Source organism: Salinimicrobium flavum, from assembly GCF_042684505.1.
Taxonomy (GTDB): domain Bacteria; phylum Bacteroidota; class Bacteroidia; order Flavobacteriales; family Flavobacteriaceae; genus Salinimicrobium; species Salinimicrobium flavum.
On sequence record NZ_JBHULT010000009.1, the window covers coordinates 166,042 to 190,851 of the forward strand.

22 protein-coding genes are annotated in these 24,810 nt (G+C 45.2%); 12 read left to right on the forward strand and 10 right to left on the reverse strand.

Features of this window, described 5'->3' with window-relative positions:
* Positions 1–4 precede the first annotated feature (4 nt).
* Both ACFSTG_RS10560 and ACFSTG_RS10565 read right to left on the reverse strand, forming a co-directional pair.
* Complete coding sequence (locus tag ACFSTG_RS10560) at positions 5–3,052, reverse strand: VPS10 domain-containing protein (RefSeq protein ID WP_380752260.1); 3,048 nt, start codon at positions 3,050–3,052, stop codon at positions 5–7.
* 70 nt (positions 3,053–3,122) lie between these two features.
* On the reverse strand, positions 3,123–3,845 hold the full coding sequence (locus tag ACFSTG_RS10565; RefSeq protein ID WP_380752263.1) for an outer membrane lipoprotein-sorting protein: 723 nt from the start codon (positions 3,843–3,845) through the stop codon (positions 3,123–3,125).
* A gap of 361 nt (positions 3,846–4,206) precedes the next feature.
* Between ACFSTG_RS10565 and acsA the strand changes: the two genes are divergently transcribed.
* From acsA to ACFSTG_RS10595, 6 genes are read left to right on the forward strand one after another with little or no spacing between them, the layout of a single operon-like run.
* Entirely contained in the window at positions 4,207–5,940 is a 1,734-nt protein-coding gene (acsA, locus tag ACFSTG_RS10570) for an acetate--CoA ligase (protein ID WP_380752266.1), read from the forward strand.
* A gap of 2 nt (positions 5,941–5,942) precedes the next feature.
* Positions 5,943–6,920, forward strand: a complete 978-nt coding sequence (gene pdhA / locus ACFSTG_RS10575) for a pyruvate dehydrogenase (acetyl-transferring) E1 component subunit alpha (protein WP_380752269.1) — start codon at positions 5,943–5,945, stop codon at positions 6,918–6,920.
* Positions 6,917–7,903 carry an alpha-ketoacid dehydrogenase subunit beta gene (locus ACFSTG_RS10580; protein WP_380752272.1) on the forward strand — a complete coding sequence of 329 codons (987 nt, stop codon included), beginning with the start codon at positions 6,917–6,919 and terminating at the stop codon, positions 7,901–7,903. Before pdhA ends, ACFSTG_RS10580 begins: the two co-directional genes overlap by 4 nt.
* Entirely contained in the window at positions 7,900–9,246 is a 1,347-nt protein-coding gene (locus tag ACFSTG_RS10585; protein ID WP_380752274.1) for a dihydrolipoamide acetyltransferase family protein, read from the forward strand. Before ACFSTG_RS10580 ends, ACFSTG_RS10585 begins: the two co-directional genes overlap by 4 nt.
* The gene (locus ACFSTG_RS10590) at positions 9,243–9,491 is read left to right on the forward strand and encodes an acyl carrier protein (RefSeq protein WP_380752277.1); all 249 of its coding nucleotides are present in this window, start codon (positions 9,243–9,245) and stop codon (positions 9,489–9,491) included. Before ACFSTG_RS10585 ends, ACFSTG_RS10590 begins: the two co-directional genes overlap by 4 nt.
* Positions 9,492–9,520: 29 nt before the next feature.
* The gene (locus ACFSTG_RS10595; RefSeq protein WP_380752280.1) at positions 9,521–9,739 is read left to right on the forward strand and encodes a hypothetical protein; all 219 of its coding nucleotides are present in this window, start codon (positions 9,521–9,523) and stop codon (positions 9,737–9,739) included.
* 48 nt (positions 9,740–9,787) lie between these two features.
* Here ACFSTG_RS10595 and ACFSTG_RS10600 read toward each other — a convergent pair whose 3' ends face one another.
* A complete protein-coding gene (locus ACFSTG_RS10600) occupies positions 9,788–10,507 on the reverse strand; it encodes an SRPBCC family protein (protein WP_380752283.1) in 720 nt (239 codons plus the stop codon).
* A 70-nt stretch (positions 10,508–10,577) separates the two neighbouring features.
* Here ACFSTG_RS10600 and ACFSTG_RS10605 point away from each other — a divergent pair, with 70 nt between their 5' ends.
* Both ACFSTG_RS10605 and ACFSTG_RS10610 read left to right on the forward strand, forming a co-directional pair.
* A complete protein-coding gene (locus ACFSTG_RS10605; RefSeq protein WP_380752286.1) occupies positions 10,578–11,564 on the forward strand; it encodes an ImmA/IrrE family metallo-endopeptidase in 987 nt (328 codons plus the stop codon).
* A 198-nt stretch (positions 11,565–11,762) separates the two neighbouring features.
* Positions 11,763–13,733: a DUF2779 domain-containing protein gene (locus ACFSTG_RS10610; RefSeq protein WP_380752289.1), complete on the forward strand. Its 1,971-nt coding sequence runs from the start codon at positions 11,763–11,765 to the stop codon at positions 13,731–13,733.
* Positions 13,734–14,298: 565 nt separating this feature from the next.
* On the opposite strand, the gene ACFSTG_RS10615 is transcribed toward ACFSTG_RS10610, so the two are convergent.
* The 3 genes from ACFSTG_RS10615 to ACFSTG_RS10625 form a co-directional block, all read right to left on the reverse strand.
* The gene (locus tag ACFSTG_RS10615; RefSeq protein ID WP_380752291.1) at positions 14,299–15,060 is read right to left on the reverse strand and encodes a hypothetical protein; all 762 of its coding nucleotides are present in this window, start codon (positions 15,058–15,060) and stop codon (positions 14,299–14,301) included.
* 682 nt (positions 15,061–15,742) lie between these two features.
* Positions 15,743–16,144 carry a hypothetical protein gene (locus ACFSTG_RS10620; protein WP_380752294.1) on the reverse strand — a complete coding sequence of 134 codons (402 nt, stop codon included), beginning with the start codon at positions 16,142–16,144 and terminating at the stop codon, positions 15,743–15,745.
* A gap of 78 nt (positions 16,145–16,222) precedes the next feature.
* Positions 16,223–17,119: a helix-turn-helix transcriptional regulator gene (locus ACFSTG_RS10625; protein ID WP_380752297.1), complete on the reverse strand. Its 897-nt coding sequence runs from the start codon at positions 17,117–17,119 to the stop codon at positions 16,223–16,225.
* 172 nt (positions 17,120–17,291) lie between these two features.
* On the opposite strand from ACFSTG_RS10625, the gene ACFSTG_RS10630 reads away from it, so the two are divergent.
* Entirely contained in the window at positions 17,292–17,834 is a 543-nt protein-coding gene (locus tag ACFSTG_RS10630; RefSeq protein WP_380752300.1) for a lipid-binding SYLF domain-containing protein, read from the forward strand.
* A gap of 133 nt (positions 17,835–17,967) precedes the next feature.
* On the opposite strand, the gene ACFSTG_RS10635 is transcribed toward ACFSTG_RS10630, so the two are convergent.
* Together ACFSTG_RS10635 and ACFSTG_RS10640 are read right to left on the reverse strand one after the other, a co-directional pair.
* Positions 17,968–19,884 carry a tetratricopeptide repeat-containing sensor histidine kinase gene (locus tag ACFSTG_RS10635; protein WP_380752303.1) on the reverse strand — a complete coding sequence of 639 codons (1,917 nt, stop codon included), beginning with the start codon at positions 19,882–19,884 and terminating at the stop codon, positions 17,968–17,970.
* A 108-nt stretch (positions 19,885–19,992) separates the two neighbouring features.
* Positions 19,993–20,508, reverse strand: coding sequence for a YqiA/YcfP family alpha/beta fold hydrolase (locus ACFSTG_RS10640; RefSeq protein ID WP_380752306.1), 516 nt, complete (start codon positions 20,506–20,508; stop codon positions 19,993–19,995).
* Between the two features lie 365 nt (positions 20,509–20,873).
* Between ACFSTG_RS10640 and ACFSTG_RS10645 the strand changes: the two genes are divergently transcribed.
* On the forward strand, positions 20,874–21,686 hold the full coding sequence (locus ACFSTG_RS10645; RefSeq protein WP_380752309.1) for a hypothetical protein: 813 nt from the start codon (positions 20,874–20,876) through the stop codon (positions 21,684–21,686).
* A gap of 71 nt (positions 21,687–21,757) precedes the next feature.
* On the opposite strand, the gene ACFSTG_RS10650 is transcribed toward ACFSTG_RS10645, so the two are convergent.
* Positions 21,758–22,765: a helix-turn-helix domain-containing protein gene (locus tag ACFSTG_RS10650; RefSeq protein ID WP_380752312.1), complete on the reverse strand. Its 1,008-nt coding sequence runs from the start codon at positions 22,763–22,765 to the stop codon at positions 21,758–21,760.
* A 265-nt stretch (positions 22,766–23,030) separates the two neighbouring features.
* Here ACFSTG_RS10650 and ACFSTG_RS10655 point away from each other — a divergent pair, with 265 nt between their 5' ends.
* Together ACFSTG_RS10655 and arsN2 are read left to right on the forward strand one after the other, a co-directional pair.
* A complete protein-coding gene (locus tag ACFSTG_RS10655; protein WP_380752315.1) occupies positions 23,031–24,113 on the forward strand; it encodes a permease in 1,083 nt (360 codons plus the stop codon).
* Between the two features lie 16 nt (positions 24,114–24,129).
* Positions 24,130–24,567: an arsenic resistance N-acetyltransferase ArsN2 gene (gene arsN2, locus ACFSTG_RS10660; RefSeq protein WP_380752318.1), complete on the forward strand. Its 438-nt coding sequence runs from the start codon at positions 24,130–24,132 to the stop codon at positions 24,565–24,567.
* 64 nt (positions 24,568–24,631) lie between these two features.
* On the opposite strand, the gene ACFSTG_RS10665 is transcribed toward arsN2, so the two are convergent.
* Positions 24,632–24,808 (reverse strand): hypothetical protein, encoded by a 177-nt coding sequence (locus ACFSTG_RS10665; RefSeq protein WP_380752321.1) that lies wholly within the window; start codon positions 24,806–24,808, stop codon positions 24,632–24,634.
* Positions 24,809–24,810: the final 2 nt, after the last annotated feature.

Sequence of the window (24,810 nt, forward strand, 5' to 3'; positions counted from 1 at the left end):
TGAGTTATTCTGTTACAAACTCTTCTTTTGATTTAAGTTCTACCTGCTTTTTTTCTGCCTTCTCCAGCTCACTATTTACTTTTGAAGCATATTTCTTCTCGATCTTTTGAAAATCTGCCCAGGCTTGCTCCAGCTGCTTTTCATATTCTGCAGTATTGGTATACTGTACCGGGGCCGGTTTATCAAAGCTACCAGCAACCTGGTTGTAAAGATCACTCAGTTTTTCCCTTAACTCATCTTCTGCTTCCTGCACATACCTGTCACCAGTGGTTACCACAAGTTTTGATTTGAGTTGCGTCAATTCAGCAGTCATTTTCCCGGCGTTCTTAGAATCAGATTTCTCCAAAGCTTTTACATAAGAATCGATTTTATATCCCAAATATGCAAGATCTTCTACGGCCTCAAAAAGGCGAAAAGTAAGCTTTCTGTTTTCTTCCCGCTCTTCAGCAGTAACGTTTGAAGAAGGATCATTTTTCACACTTATCTTGTGTTCGTACTGTTCCTTTCCTTTATTGATCACTACTTTATAATCTCCGGCCAAAACACGGGGAGCCATTACAAAGGAAGGCACCTTACCCACAGCCACTTTTGGAGTCTTTTGAAGATAATTCCAATTCACAATATTTAAACCTTTTGATTTCCCGGGAGACGGACTGGCAACTATATTTCCATTCTCATCCAGGATATCAAGTGACATCTTTCCGAAGGTGTGCCTTTTATTCAGAAAATAAATGATCCTCGCCTGTGAACCAGGATTTGCTCCCACAAACTGGGTTTCACTGCTCGCACCACCAAAGTTCCTTTCCTCCTTGATAATTCCTGCAGGAGTGTCAAAGAAATGCAGGTCCTTCTGAAGCACTTCATTGTTGATTTGGCGAAGCGGGGAAATATCATCCAGGATGATCACGCCGCGACCGTGTGTTCCCAGAACAAGGTCTGAGGTCTTTTTATGCAATTCAATAAATGGAATTGCCACCGGCGGAAGGTTATTGGTGAAATGAGCCCAGTGCTTTCCTCCATCTACCGTAATATACAAGCCCATCTCGGTACCCAAAAAGAGTAAATTTTCCTTTTCATAATCCTCCTGGATATTACGGGCGTAACCATTGATCTCATCTGTGGTGATAGATTTCCAGGTCACCCCAAAGTCAGAAGTTTTGTAGACATATGGCTTCATATCACCCACAGCATGCCTGTCAAAGACGGCATAAGCAGTACCGGGGTTATGTACACTGGTTTCAATATGAGAGACCCAGCTGTTTGCCGGAAGATTGGGAACGTTTTTCACAAGATTGTTCCAGGTCTTTCCGCCATCACGGGTAAGCTGCAGGTTGCCGTCATCTGTTCCTACCCAGATCAGGTTTTGATCCAGCGGCGATTCAGCAATGGTAAAAATAGTGGTATGAGTCTCAGCACCAGATTTGTCTTTTGACAAGCCTCCCGATTCCTTATCCTGCTTTGAAGGATCATTGGTAGTAAGGTCAGGGGAAATTTTGGTCCAGGTATCTCCCATATCTTCAGATCTGTGAAGGAACTGGCTTCCCATATAAAACCTGTCGGGTTGATGCGCACTCACTGCCATAGGCGCATTCCAGTTGAAACGCAATTCCTCATCTCCTTCCGGAAGGGGAGCAATGACCTTGGCCTGTTTTTTCGCTACATCATATCTCCACACAGGATTCGCACCCTGGGCTTCAGAATAAATAATATTTTTCGTTGGATGTTTTAGCACCCGGAAGCCGTCTCCCCCGCCAATGGGTTCCCAGTCACGGGCTTCGATCCCGCCGGGGGAAGAAGAAGGTCCAAACCACGAACCATTGTCCTGTAAGCCGCCATAAACATTGTATGGCTCAGCATCGTCAACAGAGACGTGATAGAACTGGGAAACCGGGATATTTTCTACTATTTCAAAGGTTGCTCCCCCATCCCAGCTGCGGTAAACGCCGCCGTCTGTAGCTGTGTATATCCGGTCGCTGTTGTTGATATCAAAGGAAACATCATGAATATCGGCGTGTTGAGGGCCAAGGTTTTTAAAGGTCTTTCCGCCGTCGTGGGAGATCGAACCTGTCAAGCCGCCTTTTACAACTACTTCAGGATTTTTGGGATCAACCACTAATCGGGCAAAATAAAACGGACGTACGGTCAACCCAAAATCGCTGTTCAGGTGCTTCCATGTGGCTCCTGCGTCATCACTTCGGTATAACCCATTAGTCTCAGCTTTTTCGGTTTCAACTGCAGCATAAAGGGTTTTTGGTGCCGAGGGCGCAATTGCTACCGTGATCCTTCCGAGTTTTCCTGAAGGAAATCCATCGTGGATCTTACTCCAGGTTTTGCCTGCATCTGTACTTTTGTACAAGGCACTGCTCGTTCCGCCGGAATTAAAACCCCATGGAGTTCTTCGGAAATTCCACATAGACGCGTACAGTGTGTTAGTATCTGATGGATCCATGACGAGATCTGCAGCCCCCGTTGTCTGGTCTGTATAAAGGATCTTCTTCCAGGTTTCCCCGCCATCGTTACTTTTAAAGATACCGCGCTCCTCACTATCACCCCAGAGGGCTCCCATGACACCCACGTACATTTCTTCCGGATTTTCAGGATTGATCACAATACTGCTTATCCTTTCAGAATTTTCAAAACCTTTCTTTGCCCAGGTCGTACCGCCATCAGTAGACTTGTAGAGTCCGTCACCCAGGCTCACGGAATTACGGGTCCAGATCTCTCCGGTACCCACCCAAACCGTCTTATCGGGGTCTGTAGGATCAATTACCACAGCGCCTATTGATTGCGCATGTTCATCAAAAATGGGTGAAAAGGTTGCTCCTCCGTTGGTTGTTTTCCAGACCCCACCCCCGGCTGTACCCGCATAAAGAATACGGTCATTGATTGGATGGGCTTCAAGGTCTACAATTCGTCCACTCATTAAAGCCGGACCGATGTGACGGGCGCTAAGGTCTCCAAAAAGCTCTTTTCCGGAAAGATTTTTTTCCTGTGACAGGGCCGGAAGAGCTGTGGCGATTGCAAAGCAAGCTGTAAGTACTGTTTTTTTCATATGCTGAGGATTATATAAAAAAGGGGAGTTACTTTATGTAACTACCCCTATTTTATTTATGCGTTACTATTTATTCCGTCGGAAAAGCGAAAAGAGAATCATCAAGTTCAGGATTAAGAATAATTTCCTTGATCACGATTGGCTGTCCTCCCTGGTTTAGCGCAAACGGAAAATAAAGTCCGTCCACTTCCTGGTAGTCACTCATTCCAACAGTCACCAGCTGACCTGACTCCTGTGTACTTTCCAAAATAATAGGTACAAAATTCTCTTTCTCAAAATAGTAGTAGTTGATGCTCGGCACTTCTTTACCATTAACCATTACCGGCTCCTGGGTAACTTTTATTTTAAAGGTCTCGGTTCCTTCTTTTGTCTCGGTTCCCACAAGTTCTACCTCATATCCATTTTCTTCGATATTGGTTAAAGCCGAAGGAAAGTCATTTTTATTCAAAGCCATGTTCTTAGTCAGTTCCTCATTGCTTTTTTCAGGTTTCATGGTCATAAAGTTGGTATTCCAAAGAGTAGTCCCGTCATATGCCATTTGGGTGATTTCCTGTCCCTGCAGGTTTACCACCACCGCCAATTTTCCGTCCTTGGTGTTATAAACGGTCACCGGAATTTCCATTCCTCCCTGGTTTACAGAAGCGATCATCTTGGTAGCTTTAAGATCTTCCCATGCCTTCTCTCCTCCTGTGTTCTCTATGTAATTAGCAATGATCTCATCTGCAGTTTGAGCCGATGACGGCGCCACGATCAACAACAACATCGCCGCGAATAATGATTTAATGATTTTCATAAAGTGTGCTTTAGGTTAATGTTTGAATTAATGATTAGTTAGTTTCCTTTGTAAAATGTTACAAGTTTACTTGAATTTTATGAAATGTACATTAACCACCGAATTTTTCCTGCGAACAGGTAATAATTCCTAACCTGCTCCCTGTAATACTTCCTGCAATGACAAATATCATTGTATCCCTCCCCCGGGTCGGCTAATTTAAATAGCTGAAGTTCCCCCCATTCCTGCCTGGAGAAGGTTCGAATAAACCTTCAGAAAAAAAATATCCCGGTTTCCGAATTCCGGTAAGCCCGGTAACAACTTTAATTGTAGCACAGCCCCCACATCAATTTGAAATGATTGTTGAATTTAAAAAAAGGCAATGAGTTCTACAGGAAATAACGCAGACTACAACCTGGTGGATTACGACAGTAAACGGAGCTCCTTTTCCTGGGATACTGTAGAAAAAGAACTGGGGTTTGGTGAAGCTGGATATGAACATAATATCGCTCACCTGGCGGTTGACCGTCATGCCACCGGAGTTCTAAGAGATGTCATCGCCTTTCGGTTCATTCAGAAAGACCGTAGCCGGCAGGAATTTACTTATTTGCAATTAAAGGAAGAATCTTCCAGGTTTGCCAATGTTCTTTCTAACCTGGGGATTCAAAAAGGGGAAACCGTTTTTTCCCTTGCCGGCAGGATTCCCGCTTTATATATCACTGCCCTGGGGAGTTTGAAGGCTACCGCAGTATTTTGTCCGCTCTTCTCGGTGTTCGGGCCCGAACCTGTTTTTCAGCGGCTTCACAAAGGGGAAGCAAAGATCCTGGTCACCACTTCGGCAATTTATGAGAGAACGGTAAATCAACTGGAAGACAGGCTCCCGTCCCTGCAGTATATAATCCTGAGTGACCTGGAGGAACATCGTTCTGACAAAGTCCTTTCCTGGTCCCGACTGATGAAGGAGGCGTCACCAGATTTTGAAATACCGACTACCGGGCCGGAAGATCCTGCCCTTCTACATTTTACCAGCGGTACTACCGGCATGCCCAAAGGCGCCCTACATGTGCACAAAGCCGTACACACCCATTATATAACCGGAAAATATGTTCTGGATTTCCATCCCGGAGATATCTTCTGGTGCACGGCAGATCCCGGTTGGGTTACGGGTACTTCCTACGGAATAATAGCGCCCCTGGTTAACGGAGTGACTTCCATTATAGATCAGGAGGAGTTTGATGCCATGCGATGGTATTCCATTCTCCAAGAACAAAAAGTAAATATCTGGTATACTGCTCCCACGGCTGTCAGGAGACTGATGCGAATGGATATTAAGCCCCTTGAAAAATTCAACCTGGATTCTTTGCGGGTCATTTTGAGCGTGGGGGAGCCCCTGAGTGCCGAGGCGGTGCTGTGGGGGGAACGCAGCTTCGGAATTCCCATTCTCGATAACTGGTGGCAAACCGAAACCGGCGGAATAATGATCGCCAATTACCCCTCGATGGAGGTAAGGCCCGGCTCCATGGGCAAACCCCTTCCAGGAATAGAAGCCGCCCTGGCCGATGTGACCGAAGAGGGATTCAAGCTCATTGAATATCCGGGAAAACAGGGTCACCTGGTCTTGAAAAAAGGATTTCCATCCCTGTTCCGGGCCTACCTGCATGAAGAAGAACGCTTTAAAAAATGTTTTGCAGGAGACTGGTACCTTACCGGTGACCTGGCCAAACAGGATGCCGACGGGTATTTCTGGTTTATTGGAAGGGCAGATGATATTATAAAAACCAGCGGTCACATGGTAGGCCCTTTTGAGGTTGAAAGCACCCTGATGAGGCATCCTGCAATAGCTGAAGCGGCTGTTATAGGCAAACCCGAGCCCTCAATCGGGGAGCTGGTCAAGGCTTTTATCGTTCTTAAACCGGGCAAGGAACCCACAGAGGACATGAAGCTGGATATTACAGGATTTGCACGAAAAAATCTGGGACCTGCAGTAGCCCCCAAGGAAATTGAATTTGTTTCCAGTGTACCCAAGACCCGCAGCGGAAAGATCTTGCGCCGGTTATTAAAGGCCCGCGAATTGGGCTTACCCGAAGGGGATACCTCCACTCTTGAACAAAACTAATCATGGAAAAACAAAACAGTCCACATCCCGAAGATCTACTCTACCAGATGCTTCTAATGAGAAAATTCGAGGAGAAGAGCGCCGAGTTGTATACCAAAGAAAAAATAAGGGGGTTTCTCCATTTGTATGTCGGAGAAGAAGCCGTAGCCACGGGGGTCATTCAGGCATTGAGCCCAGACGATAATGTACTGGCCACCTATAGGGAACACGCCCATGCCCTTGCCCGGGGGCTAGACACCGGGAGCATCATGGCCGAGATGTATGGGAAACAGGAAGGCTGCAGCAGGGGTCGGGGCGGCTCGATGCACATTTTTGACAAGGAAAAGAATTTCTTTGGCGGAAGTGCTATCGTGGGCGGTCATCTCCCCCTGGCCACGGGCATGGCCCTTGCTTCCAAAAGGTTGAAAAAAGATAATATTACTGTTTGCTTTTTCGGTGAAGGTGCCGCAGCAGAAGGTGTTTTCCATGAGACCATGAACCTGGCTGCCCTCTGGAAGGTACCCATCCTCTTTGTTTGCGAAAATAACCTGTATGCCATGGGTACTGCCTTGCGTTATTCTCATTCAGTTCGGGAAATAGAAAAAAAAGGTCCAGCCTACGGAATTGAATCTGTTGCCGTAGACGGGATGGATCTCCAAAAGGTGATGGAGGCAGCCAATAAAGCTGTGCAACAGGTAAGAAGCTCGGGTGAACCTTATTTGCTGGTATGCAACACCTACCGTTTCAGGGCACATTCAATGTTTGATGCGGAATTGTACCGGGATAAAACCGAGGTGGAAGAATGGAAGCAACGCGATCCCATTCCAAAGTTCCGTGAATATCTGCTGAAGGAAAACCTGATAAACGAAGCGCAGCTCAGGGAAATGGAAGAAAAGGTAAAGGCTGAAATTGAGAATGCAGTAGATTTTGCCGAAGCCGGAACCTGGGAACCCAAAGAAGAGCTCACCAGATTTGTCTATACCGAAAAGCCGGCATCATGAGTGACATGATCAAAATAACCTATCGCGAAGCCCTGAAAGCCGGGATAAGGGAAGCCCTTCAAAATGATGAGCGGGTTTTCCTTATGGGGGAAGATGTGGGCCGCTACGGGGGAGCTTTTGCGGTAAGCAAAGGCTTGTTGAAGGAATTCGGGGAAGACCGCATAATGGATGTGCCCCTTTCTGAAGCCGGATTTGTAGGGGCAGGGATTGGTGCCTCGCTGGCAGGACTCAAACCTATTGTGGAGGTTATGACCGTCAATTTCGCACTGCTGCCTATGGACCAGATCGTGAACAACGCAGCCACCTGGCTACATATGTCGGGCGGACAGCTCAATGTGCCTGTGGTGATCCGCATGAGCGCAGGGATAGGAAAACAGCTCGCTGCCCAACATTCCCACAGCTGGGAACCTTTATACGCGCATATTCCCGGGCTGGTGGTGGTTTCTGTAGGCACCCATGAAGACGCGCGAGGTATGCTACACAGCGCCCTGCAAAGTCAGGATCCGGTGCTCATCTTTGAATATACCTCCATGCTCAATATGGAAGGCGAAATCCCCGCCGATGCCGGCCCGACCGATATTTCCCGGGCTAAGGTTCGGCGGGAGGGCAAAGATATTTCTATCATCACCTACGGGATCGGGGTCTATAAATGTCTCGAGGCTGCAAAGCAACTTTCGGAACAGGGTATAGATGCTGAAGTTATTGACCTTCGGGTACTGCGGCCTTTGGATGAAGACTGCTTTTTAGAGTCGGTCACCAAAACCCATCGGGCTTTGCTGGTGGAGGAAGCCTGGAGGTCTGTCAATATTTCTTCGGAAGTGAGCTCCCGCATCATGGAAAAGGCCTTTTATGAACTGGATGCGCCCGTAAAAAGATTGGGCGGGGTCGAGGTGCCTATCCCCTATCCCCTGCACCTGGAAAATGCCTCTGTGCCGCAGGTGGAAGATATCGTGAATGCAGTGAACCAAATACTTGGACCATGACAGAGTTTTTAATGCCCAGCCTTGGAGCAGATATGGAAGCAGGTACCCTGGTAGAATGGAGAAAAAAACCCGGTGACCTGCTGAAGCCGGGGGATATCCTTGCCGAAGTAGAAACCCAGAAAGGCCTTATTGAGATAGAGGTCTTTGAAGCGGGGATCCTGGAAGATTACCTCATAGCCGAAGGAGATAAGGTGCCGGTGGGTACCCCTATGGCAAACATCAGGCCTGAAGGAACTGCCGGTGAGACCTCAGAAAAGACTCCTGAACAAGTGCCCGGTTTACATCCCATTCAGGAAAAAGAGCAACCTGCAGAAAGTACGGTACCTTCGCAAACGGCAGGTATTTCAGAAGAAAAACCTTCAGAAGAACAACTTTCCGAAGAGAAACACAGGATCAAAGCATCCCCCCTGGCCCGAAGCATCGCCGAAAAGAATGGTATAGATCTTTCTACCCTCACTGGCACCGGGGAAGGCGGTGCGATCACGAAAGCTGATGTGGAAAAAGCTATGCCCGTGAAAAAAGAGCCAGTCCCCGAAACTAAAGAAACTTTGGGACCTGCCCCCGTGACAAAAACCATTGAAAAAGAGCAGGAACCTGAACCAACCATGCTTCGGGCACCTGCACCCTTAACAGAGACCGCGGAAAAGGCGGAAGCACCTACCCCTGTGATGAAAACTAGCCCACAGGAAAACATTCGAGCTGCAGTGGCCGCTGCCATGAGCAGGTCCAACCGGGATATTCCGCATTATTACCTGGAAAAAAAGATAGACATGCAGGCGGCGATGACCTGGTTAAAAGAAACCAACCGCCAACGAGAGATCTCCGCGAGGTTGTTACCGGCTGTCCTGTTTATCAAAGCCGTAGCCAAAGCCATAGACAGTGCCCCACAACTCAACGCGGTATGGGACAATGGCCTGCAGCTTAAAAATGAGGTCAACATAGGTTTTGTGGTCTCTCTGCGGGCGGGAGGATTGCTGGTGCCGGCCATCAGGAATGCCGACACTAAAAGTCCGGAGGAGATCATGGCCTCTCTCAACGACCTCATCACCCGTGCCCGTGCCCTTAAGCTCCGCAGTTCTGAGTTAAGCGAATCCACCATCACCATTACCAGTCTTGGAGAGAATGGAGCTGATAAGGTATTTGGGGTGATCTATCCGCCACAGGTCGCCATCATAGGCTTCGGCAGCATATTGAATGAAGCGCTGGTACATGACGGGATGCTGGGAATACACCCGGCAGTTCATGTCACCCTGGCCGGTGACCACAGGGCTACAGACGGCCTCACCGGCAGCCGGTTCCTGGAAGCTTTAAATGATCACTTACAAAAACCCGAAACCCTATGACCCGCGAAGAAATACAAACGGCCATCTTTGAGCTACTCAAAAAAGCAGCTCCCGAAACAGATCCCTCTACCCTCAAACCCAATGAGAACATCAGGGAAGCGCTCAATATTGACTCTTTCGATGCCCTGCAGTTCCTGGTAGCCATTAACGAGAAACTGGGCATCGATATTCCGGAAGAAGATTACGGAAAAACCGCTACACTCGGCTCATTAACAGATTACCTGGAAAAACGATCAGGAAAATAAATACGAAGTTAGAAGTTAGAAGTTCAGTCATGAAACTTATCATTCATCATTATTCATTGATCATTGAAAAAGATCTCGCTGATTTCCGTAGATCACTCTTTAAAACCCCCCAGACTCCGGATACTTTTAGAGCTACCGAATCTCAGCCCTCCCCTGAAGAAATTCCTACGGAAGACAAAAAAAGATCTTCAGTCTTGAACGGCTGGTGCAGCTTTCCAAACAAGATTCTGAAATTCTTCAGAAACTGATCGGGAATTCGCTAAACAATATACAATATACATTATTCCTTTCCGAACCTATAATTCAGGGTTTCCCGGCAACACTTCCCGCCACTTACCACTTTCTGCATATTCTTTGAGCGTCTTGTTACGTCCCTTTAGAAAATTGGTCATATAAGCTTCCAGGAAAAGTTTATTTGCAAGGCTACCTAAAATGCCCAACGGCGCTTCAAATTTGAAGACATCCTTCATAATTGTTTCTTCTCCGGAAGTGGAGAAATAATGTTCATGCCTCATACTCTTAAAAGCACCTTTCTCCATTTCATCGGCAAAGAAGTTAGGCCCGTCAAATTCTGTAACCCTGGAAGTTAGCTGTTGCGACACCCCAAGATGTTTCCCCCGGTAGGTGACCGTTTCATTTAAGCCTATTAATCCGCTGGTTTTTCCTGCCACCGCTTTTTCGTTGGAGGAGGTCACCGCCTTTGTCTGAAAGTCAATACTTCTGGCCAGATCAAATACGATCTGAATGTTCGCTTTTATATGGGTTTCTAATTTGATTACCGGCATTTTGTTGTTTTGAGTTATTACAAGATAAGGAATAATGTAGTGATGATTGATGAGTGATGAGATATGAACCAAAGGTTTCACACAAAGATCACTAAGCCGAAAAATAAGAGCACGAAGAATGTTATCTCGGTATGGTTGCAGAATGCCCGCATTATGAATGCCTCCTACGATGCGGCTGAAGCCATGCCGGAAGTTAATCGTGGAAAAAACATTGGTAATAATCCTATGCATAAGCTTGCAATTATTGTTAGAGAATTAGAGGATTATTGTAATTTCGATCCTTCACCTACATGTGCTAATTATGCAAAATTTTACTCTACTCCTATTAATTCTTATGGTCTATAGTTGTTCTGATCCTATAAAAGAAGCTAAAGAATCTAATAAAATAACAGAACGGGTCGTCTGGAAAAAAGTAGATACTATTGATATTAGATCCTTTAATAAGGATTTGGAAGTTGGTAAACTAACGATGGACGTTGGAGTTTACTTTCCTTCCAATCTAGATACGGCATTCCATAAGGTGACACTGGCGCAGATGATGGAAAGTATACGGAACGCTAAAGAAATTTTCCAACCAACCGGTGTACAAATTAACTTATTGTTTGTAAAGACCGGCGAGGTGAATCCTGAATATTTTTCAATTCAGGCAAACGAGGTACCTGGAATTCCGGAAACAGAATATGTAAACATGTATGTACATGCAAAGCGTCATCCCTCTCAACTCACCGGGCATGCAAAAGAAGCCTTTACAAGTATAATTGAACCTGAAGAGAGCAATGAAAGAACAATCTATCTGATCACGCTTCAGGATGTTTTCTTTCCCTTTATGGAAGTATCGGAAGGTCGTAACTGGACGGTAAAATCTGTACGTACAGGAGGATTATCCTTTCCAACCTATTCTTATTCCAATACAATTCCCAGTGCTTATCGCGGGGTGATTACCATTTCAAATCTTGCCCGGCCAGATCGTTTACGGGGAACGGTTGCTCATGAACTAGGTCATAAGGTGATGAATGTAAGCCACGAATACAAGTCTACAGATCCGGGCCATGAAGTCTTTGCAGACGGTGGTCTGATGTTGTATGGAGATGGCGAAGATATTCCCTCGGGAAAGGAAGGAAGATGGCATCTTGAAAGACTTCATCTTTCACCATTTCTGTACAGAATTGAAGATGGGACGAAAATATGGAATAGCGACTACAAGGAAGGTGGCCATTATTATGATCCCCTTTACGGAGAAAAAGTAATTTACTTTAGCGGTAAGGAAGAAATCGACACCAATTGGTAAAATGGATACCGTTGAAAAACTCCTCCTGGGTGTCAATCTGAAAAAACCTTTGGCATCGGGAGGAATTGGAAAGCATGATCTCAGAAATGAAAGATTTAAGCGGAAACCTATTATTCAATATACATTAAGCGCCAGCGAATTTAAAACGCCACCTTTTGTCGCCGCCTCTCACTATCTTAGTCAGATAAAACAAATACAATGTCTCAACGTCTTCTCACCAAATCCCGTTTTAAACAAGCTCTGGAATGTCCCAACAAGCTCTTTTACACCAAAAAGAGGGAGTACGCCAACCGGAAGCTTGAAGATCCGTTTCTGGAAGCTTTGGCCCAGGGTGGCTTCCAGGTGGAGGAACTGGCGCGGCTTCATTATCCCGATGGAATCCTCATAGAAGACAACGACTGGAACTACGACCTGCTGGCACGACAAACAGAGGAACTACTGCAACGGGAGAACGTGGTGATCTTTGAGGCAGCTTTTAAGTTCGAGAATCTTTTCATTCGTACCGATATCCTGGTGAAACGGGGGAATGATGTCCAGCTCATTGAAGTGAAGGCGAAATCTTTTGATCCCGCAGATGAGCACCTGCTGGTGGGAAAAAAGGGCGGCTTAGTCGCCGGCTGGAAACCCTATTTATTTGATGTGGCTTTTCAGCGGTATGTGATCCAAAAATGTCATCCTGACTGGAAGATAAGATCTTACCTGATGCTGGCCGATAAAAGCAAAGAGGCTCCTGTGGAAGGGCTTAATCAGCTGTTCAGGATCAACAAAACCGCCGGCAACCGCACCGGAATTACAAAAAAGGTGAACAGCCTGGAGGAGATTGGCGGTAGCGTGCTTGGTACGATAAACATAGACACGATCCTGGATGAAATAGAAACCGGCAAGCATCTTTGTTATGAAGACCTGGACCTGCAGCAAAGCATAAAGGTCTTTTCAGAGCATTATGAAACCGATAAATTATTCAACTCCCCTGTCACCTACTCCACCTGCAAAGGCTGTGAATTCAAAGCTACGGAAGAGGAACTGGCAGAAGGAAAGAAGTCGGGCTTCAGGGAATGCTGGAGCAGTCAGCACCGTTGGAGCGAAAGTGACTTCAGCAGACCTTCCACTTTTGAGGTGTGGGATTTCAGGAGGGGCAACAGCCTACTGGAAAAGGAAAACAAGATCTTCCTGGAAGACCTCACCGATGACGACATTGGTTACAAACCCGAAGCCGGGAAACTCTCCCGCACCGAGCGGCAGTGGATACAGATCGAAAAAGCGGTAACGGGTGATGATTCCCCCGTGATCCTGAAAGAGGAACTCAGCGAGGAAATGAAAAGCTGGAAATTTCCGCTTAACTTCATCGACTTTGAGACCAGTGCCACTGCCCTGCCCTTCAACAAAGGCCGCAGACCTTATGAACAGATAGCATTCCAGTTCTCCCATCATACGGTTGACGAAGCAGGAAACATAAAGCACGAAAGCGAATACATCAATTTCGAGCCCGGAAAATTCCCCAATTTTGAATTCGTGCGGGAGCTGAAAAGAAGCCTCTCCAAAAATTCTGGCAGCATCTTTAGATATGCCCCGCATGAGAACAGCATTTTAAATGCCATTTATCAGCAGCTGGAAGAATCTGGCGAACCCGACAAAAAGGAACTGCAGGAATTCATCAAACATATCACCCAATCCACCAAAAGCAATGCGGAAACCTGGTGCGGCGAACGCAACATGATCGACTTGTTCCGGGTGGTCAAGGATTATTATTACAGTCCCCACATGGGTGGCTCCAATTCCATCAAAGCCGTACTACCCGCTGTGCTGAATTCCTCCTCACAACTGCAACAAAAATATTCCCGTTCCCTTGGCGACATTGGCCTCACCTCTAAAAATTTTGAGCAGGATCATGTTTGGCTACAGATGGAAGAAGGTAAGGTGGTGAATCCGTACAAGATGCTCCCTCCCCTCTTTGCAGACTGGAATGAGGAACAGATCGAGGAAACGGTCTCGGGCCTCACAGGCATAGCAGATGGAGGCGCTGCACTAACCGCTTACGGCAAACTTCAATACACCGACATGCCCGAGGAAGAACGCCTGGCGATCAAACAATCCCTCCTAAAGTATTGTGAGCTTGACACCCTGGCGATGGTGATGATCTGGGAGTATTTTTTTGAGGTGATTGGGTAATGGTTAATTGGATAATCGGGGATTGGTTAATTGGGTAATTTGGGATTGGTTAATCTTTAATTCTGAAATTATTTATCTCCAGCCAGGTAATTCAGTTTCGACTTCGGGACCCGTAGGTGGAAAAGACGTTCTGCATCCGACGACCGCAGGGAGAGGAATGCATCTATCCACCTTTCTTAATAATAAAAATTATAGTCCCTTCCCTGAAGGTTTTCATTTTTTTTAGTCTTTTTCACCGTAACGGTGAAAAAGAAAATGAAGACTAGATTTTTGGGTTCTTTTTCATCAATGGAAAAAGAACATAAACCACTCATATAGTCAATCTCCCGGTGGTTAGCAGACCACATGTTCAGACTTCAAAGAAAAAAATAAATTCCCGAAGGGGGAGATTGCCTGCCTGCCGGCAGGCAGGCTTCAGTCGCCACAGGACTCCTTCGCAAAGACGGTAAAAACAGTTACCCGATAATATAGTAGTTGCAACGATCGCAGAATGGGTGGGAAAACACTATCCTTCCAATTACATACTTAAAACTTTTTCTGCACACTGTCCTCTGTCCTCTGTCCTTTAATTCACAATAAAATTCATCCTGTCTACCCCCGTATTCCCGGTGACGGGATCGTAAGCGTAGATGAACAGTTCATAAAGCCCCTTTTCCAGCGTGGTTTCCGCAGAAAAAGTGCTGGGCTTCTCCCCTGCTTTAAGTTCCAGTTCGCTGACTTTTGAACCATCACGGCTGAGGATGGCTTTAACTTCATACTGATTTGCATCCCAGATCCCATCAGGGGTGATGGGACAACCACACATCATTACCACATTGGCTTTTATTTCTATTTGGTTCTCCTCACCTATCCGTTCATGAGTCTGAGGGGAAAGAATATCTATTACAAATCCGGGAACTTCTAAAATTAGTCCGTCCCCGGTGATGTTCTTCCCCGGCAGCAGCCACAGCTGAGTGCTGCTCATTACCCGGGCTTGTTTTTTATTGTAAGGTGCGTACGCTTCTACCGTAACAAATACAGGTTCTTCCAGGTCCAGTTTTGCAGAAAATCCTGCAGTTGCTTCATCGGTGAGTCTTTGATCACGACTGTGGGCCTGCTTCATGATAAGCTCTGTGTTCCCGGTACTTCCCTCGGTCATCCCGCTGGCCAGCAGTTCACCCGTTTCGGCATTTTTAATGAGGATCTTAGCTCCTCCTATCGAGCTGCCAATAAATTTCGCGTCTTTTGATTTTACCCTAACCATTACTTCCGTTTCCTGGGCCTTAATTACCGGAGTCGCTAAAAGAAGTCCCAACACAAACCATAAATTGATATACCACTTTTTCATTTTTCTGTTTTTGATACTTCTAATTTACGTTTTATTCGGTAATTGATGAATTGGAGATTGGTTAATTGGTTAATCGTTACTTCGGGGATCGTTAATTCGGGAATCGTTAATTCGGAAATCGTGATTGATTATTAGGGATTGGTTATTAGGGATTGGAAAATTGGTTAATCTTTAATCCTGAAATTATTTATCTCCAGCCAGGTAATTATAAATTTTAGGTAATTCGTCCTCAGTTTCGAGTTCGGGACCCGTAGGTGGAAAAGAAAATGAAGACAAGATTTTTTGGTTGTTTTTCATCAATGGAAAAAGAACATAAACCATTCATATAGTCAATCTCCCGATGGTTAGCATTTTACGTTTCGGGATTCGTGAGTCGTTAATTGGGGATTCGTGAATCTCAGGCAAAGATTGCAAAGGAGCTACCAAGATCGCAGAACACACCTTTGGTCATTTTGTAAGCCTGACGAAGGAGGGATCTCTTGCAGTGATGCAAGGAAAATTATCTTCAGATTTCAAAATTGAGTGGTATTTAGCGCTCATTCTTATCATTTAGAAGCTCAAATTTCCATCAGAATTTCGTACTTCCCCCTTCGTAATTCCAACTTTATATCCTTTCCTCTCTACTTTCTCAAAGCCAGAACCCAAAAAAAACCGTCCCGGCTACTATTCACTCCCTTAACCCCTACACTATGGGAGAAACAGTGTTGTGCCGAAACGGTTGTAATTCTTGTTCTTTTTTAAACCCGCGGCTGTAAAAAGCGAATCGCTCAACCAGATTAAGCCGGTAAACCTCTGCCCCATCCCGGCCGGCCTCTTTAAGTTCAGCCCTCACCTTCAATTCATCATCAGTCCTGAGCACCGGGATGATCACCCGGAAGCTTTCCTGACGAGGAACCCAACCTTTCAATTTTTCCTTTACCTCTTCAGGCTTCAGAAACAAATAGAGTCGGTTAACCGATTCTTCTGAAGCAGCAGCCAAAGCCGGTACTCCATTAAATTCTTTATACGTTAGAGAAAATCCCTTTTCCAACAGGACCTCCGCGAGGAAATCCATCAAGGGATGTTCTTTATTTATTAGTGTCATAACCTTCAGATTTGTTACAAAACTATTTACGGAAAGCGACAAAAATCGACGTAAGTAAAATAATTTCCGATGAAATTATTAGCGGTATAGTTTAAGGGCTGCCTCGAGCTGTTTCTTTACCTCCTCCCGGAAGCTTTCCGGCTCTATCACCTTTACCTGATCCCCGTAAGACAGGATCTCCATTCTAAGGTCATAGGTGGGAATGAGATTATAAGAAAAGACGGTTTCTTTAGTGGTCTCTTTTACCAGCTTCTGGGAATGATGGAGCGGCAGGGACTTTACGTATTTGCCTTCTGTGGGTGTAAAAGAAAGTACGATGTTCTGTGGACTTACGTCTATCCCGTTAATGATGCCAAAGCTATGCCTGTATTCCTTTTCAACATCATATTCTATAGCCTCAAATTTCCTGTGGCTCAGCTCAAGTTCCGAAATACGGTCCAGGCCGAAAGATTTGACGGATATGCCCTCAGCTTCCCGCGCCAGGAGATACCAGCGGTTACGGGCTTCCTTAATGGCAATGGGTTCAACGGTCCTTCTGCGACTGTCATTTTCACTGTATTTTTCGTAGTCAAAAGAAACCTGCAGCCGGTTCTTTATGGCATGCAGGAGTCCGTATAAATGATCTGTCCCCAGGGGTTTCCGCTTTTCCACGATCACCTGGTTGGAATAGGTGTTGGCAATGTTCAGGGCGTTGTAAACCTCGAAGGCCTCCATAAGCCGTTCATTATGATCCTCATTTTCGTCATATACGATCTCATATACTTTTTGGGAGGGATTGTATTTGATCTCAATATGATAGAGGATATTTATCTGCTCCATGTCGCGCTGAAAGGTGCGCAGGGAGCAGGTAAGTCTGTCTCCGGAAATATCGCTCTGCAGTTGTAAATAATCCTGGAGCTGGTCAAAGTTCAACGGACTCCTCCTGAGTTTGGAGATGATGGCGCGGTGACGCTGAAGACTTATTTTACCGGACATATACCTGAAGTTTTTTGGTTACCGATTAAATGTATGGAATCGCAACGACATAAAATGTCGCAGGAAATAAATGTTCCAGCCCCTTCTTTCACAGCTCATTATATAACAATCCTTTAACGGCAAAACTCCACTAATGGTGGTAATTTAATACAGATAACCAAAAACCATAGTTATGAAATTTAAACCATTTTTTTACAAATCATTACTCCTGCTGCTGGTGCTTGTTCTGGCAAGCTGCGGTTCTACCAAAAAATCGGGCGATGACCTGATGACAGATGCCCGCCAGGAGAAGAATATGATCGAGCGGGAATATCCCAATGTTGCTGAACTCTTTAACACTTCACAAGGTTATGTCATTTTTCCCAACGTTGGGAAAGGAGCCTACGTGATAGGAGGAGCTTCAGGGAACGGGGTCGTCTTTGAAAACGGAAGACATATTGGCTATGCCGATCTAAAGCAGGTAGATGTAGGATTCCAGTTAGGAGGAAAAGCCTTTGTAGAGGTAATATTCTTCCAGACACAGAGTGCCATGGATGATTTTAAACAGGAAACTTTTGAGCTTTCTGCCAATGCCTCGGCAGTGATCCTTGATCAGGGGATATCCAAGAGTGTAGAGTTCCAGGACGGGGTGGCAATAGTTACCATTCCTAAAGGAGGTGCTATGGCCGGTATATCTGTTGGTGGCCAGCGGTTTGGATATGTTCCTTTAGATTAATTTCCTGAAGTATACCCGGGTTTTTCGGGATCAGGAACATAAAAACATGATCATCCCCTTCCTTACAAAATGCGAGGGAGGGTTTTTTATGTGCATTTCATTAATATGTGAAACCTAACAATAGTGAAGGGGTCTAAACCGGAATACGTATCTTGGCTTTGAAGCCTTTCCCTTTTGCAGATTCCAGTTCGATCTTTCCGTTCACAGAGGCCACCCTGTTCTTTACGTTCTTTAGTCCGTTCCCATTAAACATGGCTTCGGGATCACTGCCTTCCCCGTTGTCTGTAAAAGTGATCTCCAGCCCCTGTCCGGTCCTGGAAAAGACGATCGCAACAAGTTTTGCCTTACTATGTTTCTTCATATTGATCATTAACTCCTGTAAAACCCTGTATATAACGATCTTCTTTTCTTCAGGGATCTTATCCCAGGCTACGATGGTTTCTCCCCTCAAAATAAGTTTAGCTCCCCCGGTATTAAGCTTGAGGTTTGAAACAAGACCTTGTATAAAGTCCTTCCCGGTCTCTATTTCACTGTTTTCTCTGGAGATATCACGGGTGCGGTGATAGATGTGTTCCAATTCGTCTACCGTACCTTCCGAAACTCCACTTTCCAGTCTGCTCATGAGGTTATACACATCATTGGCCAGTTCATCATGGATGCGCTTGGAGATGCGGCTTTCGGTGAGGTAAATTTCCCGTATCTTTTCCTTCCTGCTCCTCTGCCTGAAATAATATAGCAGGGCTCCTGCTACAAACAGGATCAATAATCCCAGAAGCGAAATCACCAGGTTTCGGGTTTGCAGGCGCTCGGTCTTTAATGTTTGCAGGAAATTCTCTTTTTCAAGGGAATTTATCTCCTGCTGCTTTCGCTGCTCATCGAACCTTATCTTGGCAAAATGATATTTAGCCTTAAGGTTAGCCTCGTCAAGGCTGTCATGAAGAAAAATATAGCGGTCTACATATTCTTTTTCCCCGGGGCCTTCGATAAGATCAATAAGTTTTTTTAGAACCGATACCTCTCCGGAAGGACTGGAGTTTTTCCTGGCTGCTTCAAGGCTCTGTTTAGCAAACTGAATTGCTTTTTGTTTATCCTTATCCTCATAGTAGGAAGCCAGATGGTGATAACTGTTATAAAGCCCTTCCATATCGTTCAGCTCTTTTTTCGTTTCAAGTGCTTCAAAAAAAAGAGAGTCAACCCGGGCCGAAGGATCTTTCAACCAGCGGGTAAAGGCTAGATTATCCAGGTAACGGCTTTTGGCCCCCGGGCTGGGTACATCTGAAACGGCTATTTTTTCCAAGATCGGAAGGGCGGCATCATAATTCCCGTTATTTTTATAGGCAATGGCGATATTATGTAAGAATGTAAGGCTATCTTGTGGCCTTGCCGAATATCTCAGTGCATTCTGGTACTCTTTAATCGCATCCTCGTGGAAGTCCTGATACAGATAGGCCAGACCAATAAGATTATATGCTGAACTAATAAAAATGGAATCTCTTTCATTGTCCAGATATTTTATTGCTTCGGTCGCCGATTCCTGGCTACCGGCATAATCGGCCATGTCAAGCTGGGCTTCGGCCATTTCCATGGTGCGCCGGGCGGCGAATGAGCTGTCTCCCGCCTGAAGATGCAATTGGCGGGAGATAAAGGCATTCCTGAAATTACCTATAGGGTCGTTTCCGAATTTTCGCAGAATGGATTTCCGGTAATAAGCTTTGGCCAGAAAAAAAGTATCTTGTTGAAGATGGGCTGCTTTAATGAGACTATCTGTCCATTTTTCGGCCAGGTCATATTCCCCCCGCCTCATTAGGACATATACCTTTCCTTCCAGGAGAGCTACCAGATTACTGTCCCTCCTGCTCTTAACCTCACCAAGACCTGTCTCATACAATCTGAGTTTCTCATCCAGGTCTGAAGTCTCCAGGCCCTGCTCATAATAAAAAGCAGGAGAACCCGGTTCTACCGGAGGGGGAGGTATTTCTGAAAGCTCTTCCTGTTTACAGGACGTAAAAAGAAATATTGCCCCCAGGAATACACAAAAACCAATTTTCATAACACAAATTTAACAAAAAAGAAGCATGTGCAGCAGCAGAAGGCCTCTTAATCTCTAACATCGGCAGGATTTTAATTAAACTTCTGCTTCCTGGAAGGGGTGTTACGTTTATACTTGGTTGTTAATCTTCCGGTTAAAGCAGGTGTTTGCAAAAAAGGAGCTCACCTCCTCTTTAAAGAATTCTACCGGGATATTGTGGCCCAATCCGGGGACCAGGTGCAGGCGAAGATCAGTCACGGGATTGAAATCCTCCAGCAGAAATTCCAGCGTGTCACGGGGGATCACTACTTCATCCACCTGCCCGATAACGATCTGTTTCAATCTGTTGAAGGAATTCAGAGAAGGTATATTCTGATGGACAGACCTTTTCTTCACCGCCGGATTGAACAACAGAGCAGGCTTGTCGAGAGCATTGGCCACGTGATACCCGGCAAAACCTCCCATGCTGCTTCCAATCACTGCATCGATCTCCAAATTGGGATAATAATCAAGAATAGTTTGTATGGCATCGCGATCTTCATAGTAATTGACATCGGGAGCATACACATTCCCGAATTGTTCCAGGACCGATTTTTTCTCAGGGCTCAGTTTACTATCGAGGCCATGCAGGTAAATTATATTCATAGTTTGTTGGTTTGTTGGTTTAAATTCCGGCTGAAAGGCCATCCCTAAAGCCGCTCTTTTCCAAATTAAGAAATTCAGCCGGTCAAAACCTGTCGTCATGGACATTTTCTTTTTCCGAAGAAAACCGATTAACGGCTAAAAAATACCATAACTCCCTGAAAACATGAATATTAATTTTTATTTGAAATCATATTTGTTTAACTTCATGTTTCTAATACCATAAAGGAAGATTTCTTTTCCTTTTCCTCTCCCTGTAAGCTCCTCCTAAAATGCCGCCGGATTGATCTGGCACAGTTCCCAAATTGGCCTGACTTTTCTCTGTTGTTATGGAATATTCTCGTGTAACCAATTAAATATTTTATGATATGAGAAATTTTAAATCAACAACCAACCACAATTTTGCAGGTATGATCTGCAGCCTCCTGCTGCTTACCTTCTTGTTCTCATGCGAGACAGAGCAAATTGCAGAGGAAGAAATGGTATTGGATGCCAGGGTGAATGCAGAATTTCCTACCTATCACCAGGGCTTCAATCATGACCTGCACCCCTGGGCAGACAGCAGTATAGAAGGATTTTGGGGCTGGTGCGGCAGCATCGAACTTCAAACCCGCAAAAGCAGTGATCTTGCTCCATCTGCAGGTCAGGGTTTTGCCACGGTAATGAACGGCACCTGTAATGAATACTGGAGTGCAGAATTTGAATCCAGTGCCCCTGCCACTTTCGATGAAGACCTGTGGAGTTCCAGCTGGCCGTCTTCAGGATTCATTCATGAGCTTGATATTTACCTTGACCCGGCTATGTATGATGAAGGTGCTGCCTTTACCTATACCAATTCCTTATACTATCCTGCTCTTGCGTACCCGTTCATTTATTTTGTTGTAGATGTGGTGAAGACCGGGGAAGTTTTGACGGTTGACGGTTATCCTGTTGAAGAAGCAGGCTGGTACACCTTTAGAATGGTCAATGACAGCGATTCTATGGGTATGCTTAGCGTAGATTTTGAATTGCTGGACAAGGGTCGCCTTCTTTATACCGCCTCCATTGACCAAACCATGTATGGTGAAGAAACATCAGACTTTGAGGCAGCCAAACTTGGAAGCGGTTACATCTGGTTTGTTTCAATTGCCGAAGGGGTAGAACTTCCTATAGATGAATATAGGTTGCGGCCCGGGAAATAACTCTGGGAGTAATCTTTTAGTTAGATAAGCATTTTTTAAACCCGCACCAACAGGTGCGGGTTTTTAACAGGTTACCCGGGCTTCTGAAAGAAGCCCGGGTTCATCCCGTATTTTTCCCTGAAGATCCTTGAAAAATAACTTGCATGGTTCAATCCTATGGAGGTAACGACCTCGGCCACGCTCAACTCTGAGCTTATAAGAAGTTCCCGGGCCGCCTTTAGTTTTACCTCCTGCGCATATTTATTAACTGTGAGCCCGTATAATTGTTTAAAGCCTTCCTGCAATTTGTTCACATTGGTGCCCACCTCGTTTGCAAGGTGTTCTACAGAAAAGTTCTTATCCATTTGAACATTGATCAACTCTGCTGCCATTTTCACCTTTTCCATGTCTGATGTCCTTATCATTTGGGGCATCTCATCTTCTCTGTGGTCATCCTGGTACTGTCTTATCTGCGTAACCAGCATTTCCAGGATCTTTCCTTCCATAAACACAGAGCGTAACATGCCTTCATAATTGTTACGGTAAATTTCATCTACAATATCTGCTGCTTTGATACAGTAATTCCCCTGATAGACAAAATTTTTAACCGCAGCTGCATCCCGAAAAAGGGCTCCCAGGACGGGATCCAGATCTGAAAAATCATGGTTCTTTCTTTTACTGAACACAGATCGTACGATCTCAATACTCAGAATATTATTTTTTTCCCCGGCCTTGAACTGTAGTAAGTGTCCTTTGGTCCCGCTACTGGAAACAACGACATTCTGATAGGTTTTTATCTCCCGAAGCACGCCATCTCCTTCAAATGCGTGGTTCACACTACCTACCGAACTAAAAATGAATTTCAGGGGATGATTCTGTTTGACCGAGAACAGGATCTCGTAATCACTGTGGAACTTACATTCATAATTGATGATCCCAATGCCCGATTCAAAACCCATGCCTTTGATCCTTCCCTTACCCAGGTCTTCGGGTAACTCCAGGCTCATTTCTCCGCAATTTTCCACCAGGGGAACCTGCCATTGATTGGCAAGATCATTCATGACTTCATGAACGGGGATTGCTTTTACTGAAATTCTCATAGGTTTTTGTAATTAACAGGTTTTCTGTTCGGTTTTTTAATCGAATAAATGAAGGTTCAGAAATGAAACTAATCTTCTTCATTCGCCGGAAATGTAGTGTTTAAAATTTGGTATGAAGAATAAAATGGGTATTAATCAAGAAACCAAAGAGGCCAAAAAAGCCTGATATTCTTTGATTTCCCTGAAAAAAAGAAAAAAATCTGCGTCTTTTTGTTTGGTTTTCCGTCCTGATGTAAAACAAGTACAACTTCAAAAACTTCAAGAGATGGAACCAATTATAAAGATCCTGGAATTCATATTTGATTCATTCCTTCACATTTGGCCTTACCTGGTCATTAGTATTCCGCTGGCGGTAGCTGTTCAGGTCTCGGGTGCGGCAAAATTCATCAACAGGGCATTAAGCCGGAAGCCATTGATGGCCATTTTCCTGGCGACCCTGGTAGGGGCATTCAGTCCTTTTTGTTCCTGCGGGGTAGTACCCATTATTGCGTCCCTGTTAATGGGAGGAGTGCCCTTGGCCCCGGTCATGGCCTTCTGGATCGCATCTCCTTCCATGGATCCTGAAATATTTTTTCTTAGCACCGCCACCATTGGCTGGAACCTTTCTGTATGGAGGTTAGCCGCCACCTTTACCATCAGCCTTTTCGCAGGATATTTTACCCACTTCGCTATGCAGAGAGGCCTGGTGGGAAATGAGGTGCTGAGAACTTCGGAAAAAAGCGTGAAAACTAATATTATAAAGCTAAACCTGAGCTCTTTCTTAGGCAGGTTGTCATGGTTCCCCGGAAATGCGGTTTTTCAACCCGCTTTGGTAACCACCGGTCCTGGTCCCTACCTTTCTTCCTGTTGTGCACCTGCCAAAGCTGAAGAAGGACAACCGGAAACACAGGCTTCTAAAGGTTGTGCAGAGACCACCTGTGATACTGCCCCTGCGAAAGATCACTTCCAAAGTAAATTATTGAGGGAAACCCGTAAGGCTACAATCATGGTATTTAAATTTATGGCTCTCGCATTTTTTGTGAATGCCCTTATCACCTTTTACGTACCTCAGGACCTTATCGCACAATGGCTGGGAGGTAACAGTGATTCCTCTGTCTTTCTTGCCACCCTTATTGGTATCCCTGCGTACACCAGCAATCTTACTGCCCTGCCTCTTGTAAGCGGATTACTCTCTCTGGGAATGGACCCCGGGGCGGCGCTTTCCTTTCTTATTGCAGGACCCACCACTACCCTCCCGGCGATGGTAGCAGTATATGGATTGACCAGGAGAAGGATCTTTTTGCTCTACATCTCCTTTTCCCTGACTGGCGCCATTCTTTTCGGACTTCTTTTTAACCTTTTCAATTAATCTTAAACCTTTAGCTATGAATCTAATTATTAAACCCGCAACCCATAAAAATCTGGATGAAGTGAAAGACCTGCTTCTTGAAAACAACCTTCCTACCGCAGATATTTATGAAAGGGATATTCAATTCCTAACCGCCATGTTATTTGAAGAAACCGTCGCCGTTATTGGCGTGGAGATCCATAACAAGAACGGACTTCTAAGATCGCTTGCAGTCAAAGAGGAGTATAAGAACAAGGGAATTGGTGAAATGATGATCAAAGAGTTGATTACCCACAGCTTTAGTAATGGCCTTAAAGAGCTATTTTTACTAACCACTACCGCAGACCGGTATTTTGAAAAATTCTTCTTTACCAGGGTGGAAAGAAACCTGGTTCCTCCGGCAATAAAAGCCAGCAGGGAATTCAGCAGGATTTGTCCGGCCTCTGCTATTGTCATGAAAAGGCCTTTGGCATAAAGAAGAGGACAGCTTTCATTTTCGGGAAACCGGCCTACCTGTTAAGGTTGAGTCGGTTTCCTGTTTAGTGCAACATGGCTTTCCAGAGCACCTCGAGAACCTCATAATTAACCTGAAGCCAAATGAAAAAGCTCAGGATGACAGTTAAAAGAATGAACTTCACCGTCTTTAGCAAACCAAGCTGGTTAAATGAATGGTCTGAAACTTCAAGTTCAGACAGAATGGAATTTTTCTCTTTCATAG

Bases quoted from the DNA above. Each gene is read 5' to 3' on its own strand.
- ACFSTG_RS10560 (WP_380752260.1), bottom strand. From the start codon at position 3,052: ATGAAAAAAACAGTACTTACAGCTTGCTTTGCAATCGCCACAGCTCTT.
- acsA (WP_380752266.1), top strand. From the start codon at position 4,207: ATGAGTTCTACAGGAAATAACGCAGACTACAACCTGGTGGATTACGAC.
- ACFSTG_RS10600 (WP_380752283.1), bottom strand. From the start codon at position 10,507: ATGCATAGGATTATTACCAATGTTTTTTCCACGATTAACTTCCGGCAT.
- ACFSTG_RS10590 (WP_380752277.1), top strand. From the start codon at position 9,243: ATGACCCGCGAAGAAATACAAACGGCCATCTTTGAGCTACTCAAAAAA.
- ACFSTG_RS10620 (WP_380752294.1), bottom strand. From the start codon at position 16,144: ATGACACTAATAAATAAAGAACATCCCTTGATGGATTTCCTCGCGGAG.
- ACFSTG_RS10645 (WP_380752309.1), top strand. From the start codon at position 20,874: ATGAGAAATTTTAAATCAACAACCAACCACAATTTTGCAGGTATGATC.
- ACFSTG_RS10625 (WP_380752297.1), bottom strand. From the start codon at position 17,119: ATGTCCGGTAAAATAAGTCTTCAGCGTCACCGCGCCATCATCTCCAAA.
- ACFSTG_RS10615 (WP_380752291.1), bottom strand. From the start codon at position 15,060: ATGAAAAAGTGGTATATCAATTTATGGTTTGTGTTGGGACTTCTTTTA.
- arsN2 (WP_380752318.1), top strand. From the start codon at position 24,130: ATGAATCTAATTATTAAACCCGCAACCCATAAAAATCTGGATGAAGTG.
- ACFSTG_RS10610 (WP_380752289.1), top strand. From the start codon at position 11,763: ATGTCTCAACGTCTTCTCACCAAATCCCGTTTTAAACAAGCTCTGGAA.
- ACFSTG_RS10580 (WP_380752272.1), top strand. From the start codon at position 6,917: ATGAGTGACATGATCAAAATAACCTATCGCGAAGCCCTGAAAGCCGGG.
- ACFSTG_RS10605 (WP_380752286.1), top strand. From the start codon at position 10,578: ATGCAAAATTTTACTCTACTCCTATTAATTCTTATGGTCTATAGTTGT.
- ACFSTG_RS10665 (WP_380752321.1), bottom strand. From the start codon at position 24,808: ATGAAAGAGAAAAATTCCATTCTGTCTGAACTTGAAGTTTCAGACCAT.
- ACFSTG_RS10565 (WP_380752263.1), bottom strand. From the start codon at position 3,845: ATGAAAATCATTAAATCATTATTCGCGGCGATGTTGTTGTTGATCGTG.
- ACFSTG_RS10655 (WP_380752315.1), top strand. From the start codon at position 23,031: ATGGAACCAATTATAAAGATCCTGGAATTCATATTTGATTCATTCCTT.
- ACFSTG_RS10640 (WP_380752306.1), bottom strand. From the start codon at position 20,508: ATGAATATAATTTACCTGCATGGCCTCGATAGTAAACTGAGCCCTGAG.
- pdhA (WP_380752269.1), top strand. From the start codon at position 5,943: ATGGAAAAACAAAACAGTCCACATCCCGAAGATCTACTCTACCAGATG.
- ACFSTG_RS10630 (WP_380752300.1), top strand. From the start codon at position 17,292: ATGAAATTTAAACCATTTTTTTACAAATCATTACTCCTGCTGCTGGTG.
- ACFSTG_RS10595 (WP_380752280.1), top strand. From the start codon at position 9,521: ATGAAACTTATCATTCATCATTATTCATTGATCATTGAAAAAGATCTC.
- ACFSTG_RS10585 (WP_380752274.1), top strand. From the start codon at position 7,900: ATGACAGAGTTTTTAATGCCCAGCCTTGGAGCAGATATGGAAGCAGGT.
- ACFSTG_RS10635 (WP_380752303.1), bottom strand. From the start codon at position 19,884: ATGAAAATTGGTTTTTGTGTATTCCTGGGGGCAATATTTCTTTTTACG.
- ACFSTG_RS10650 (WP_380752312.1), bottom strand. From the start codon at position 22,765: ATGAGAATTTCAGTAAAAGCAATCCCCGTTCATGAAGTCATGAATGAT.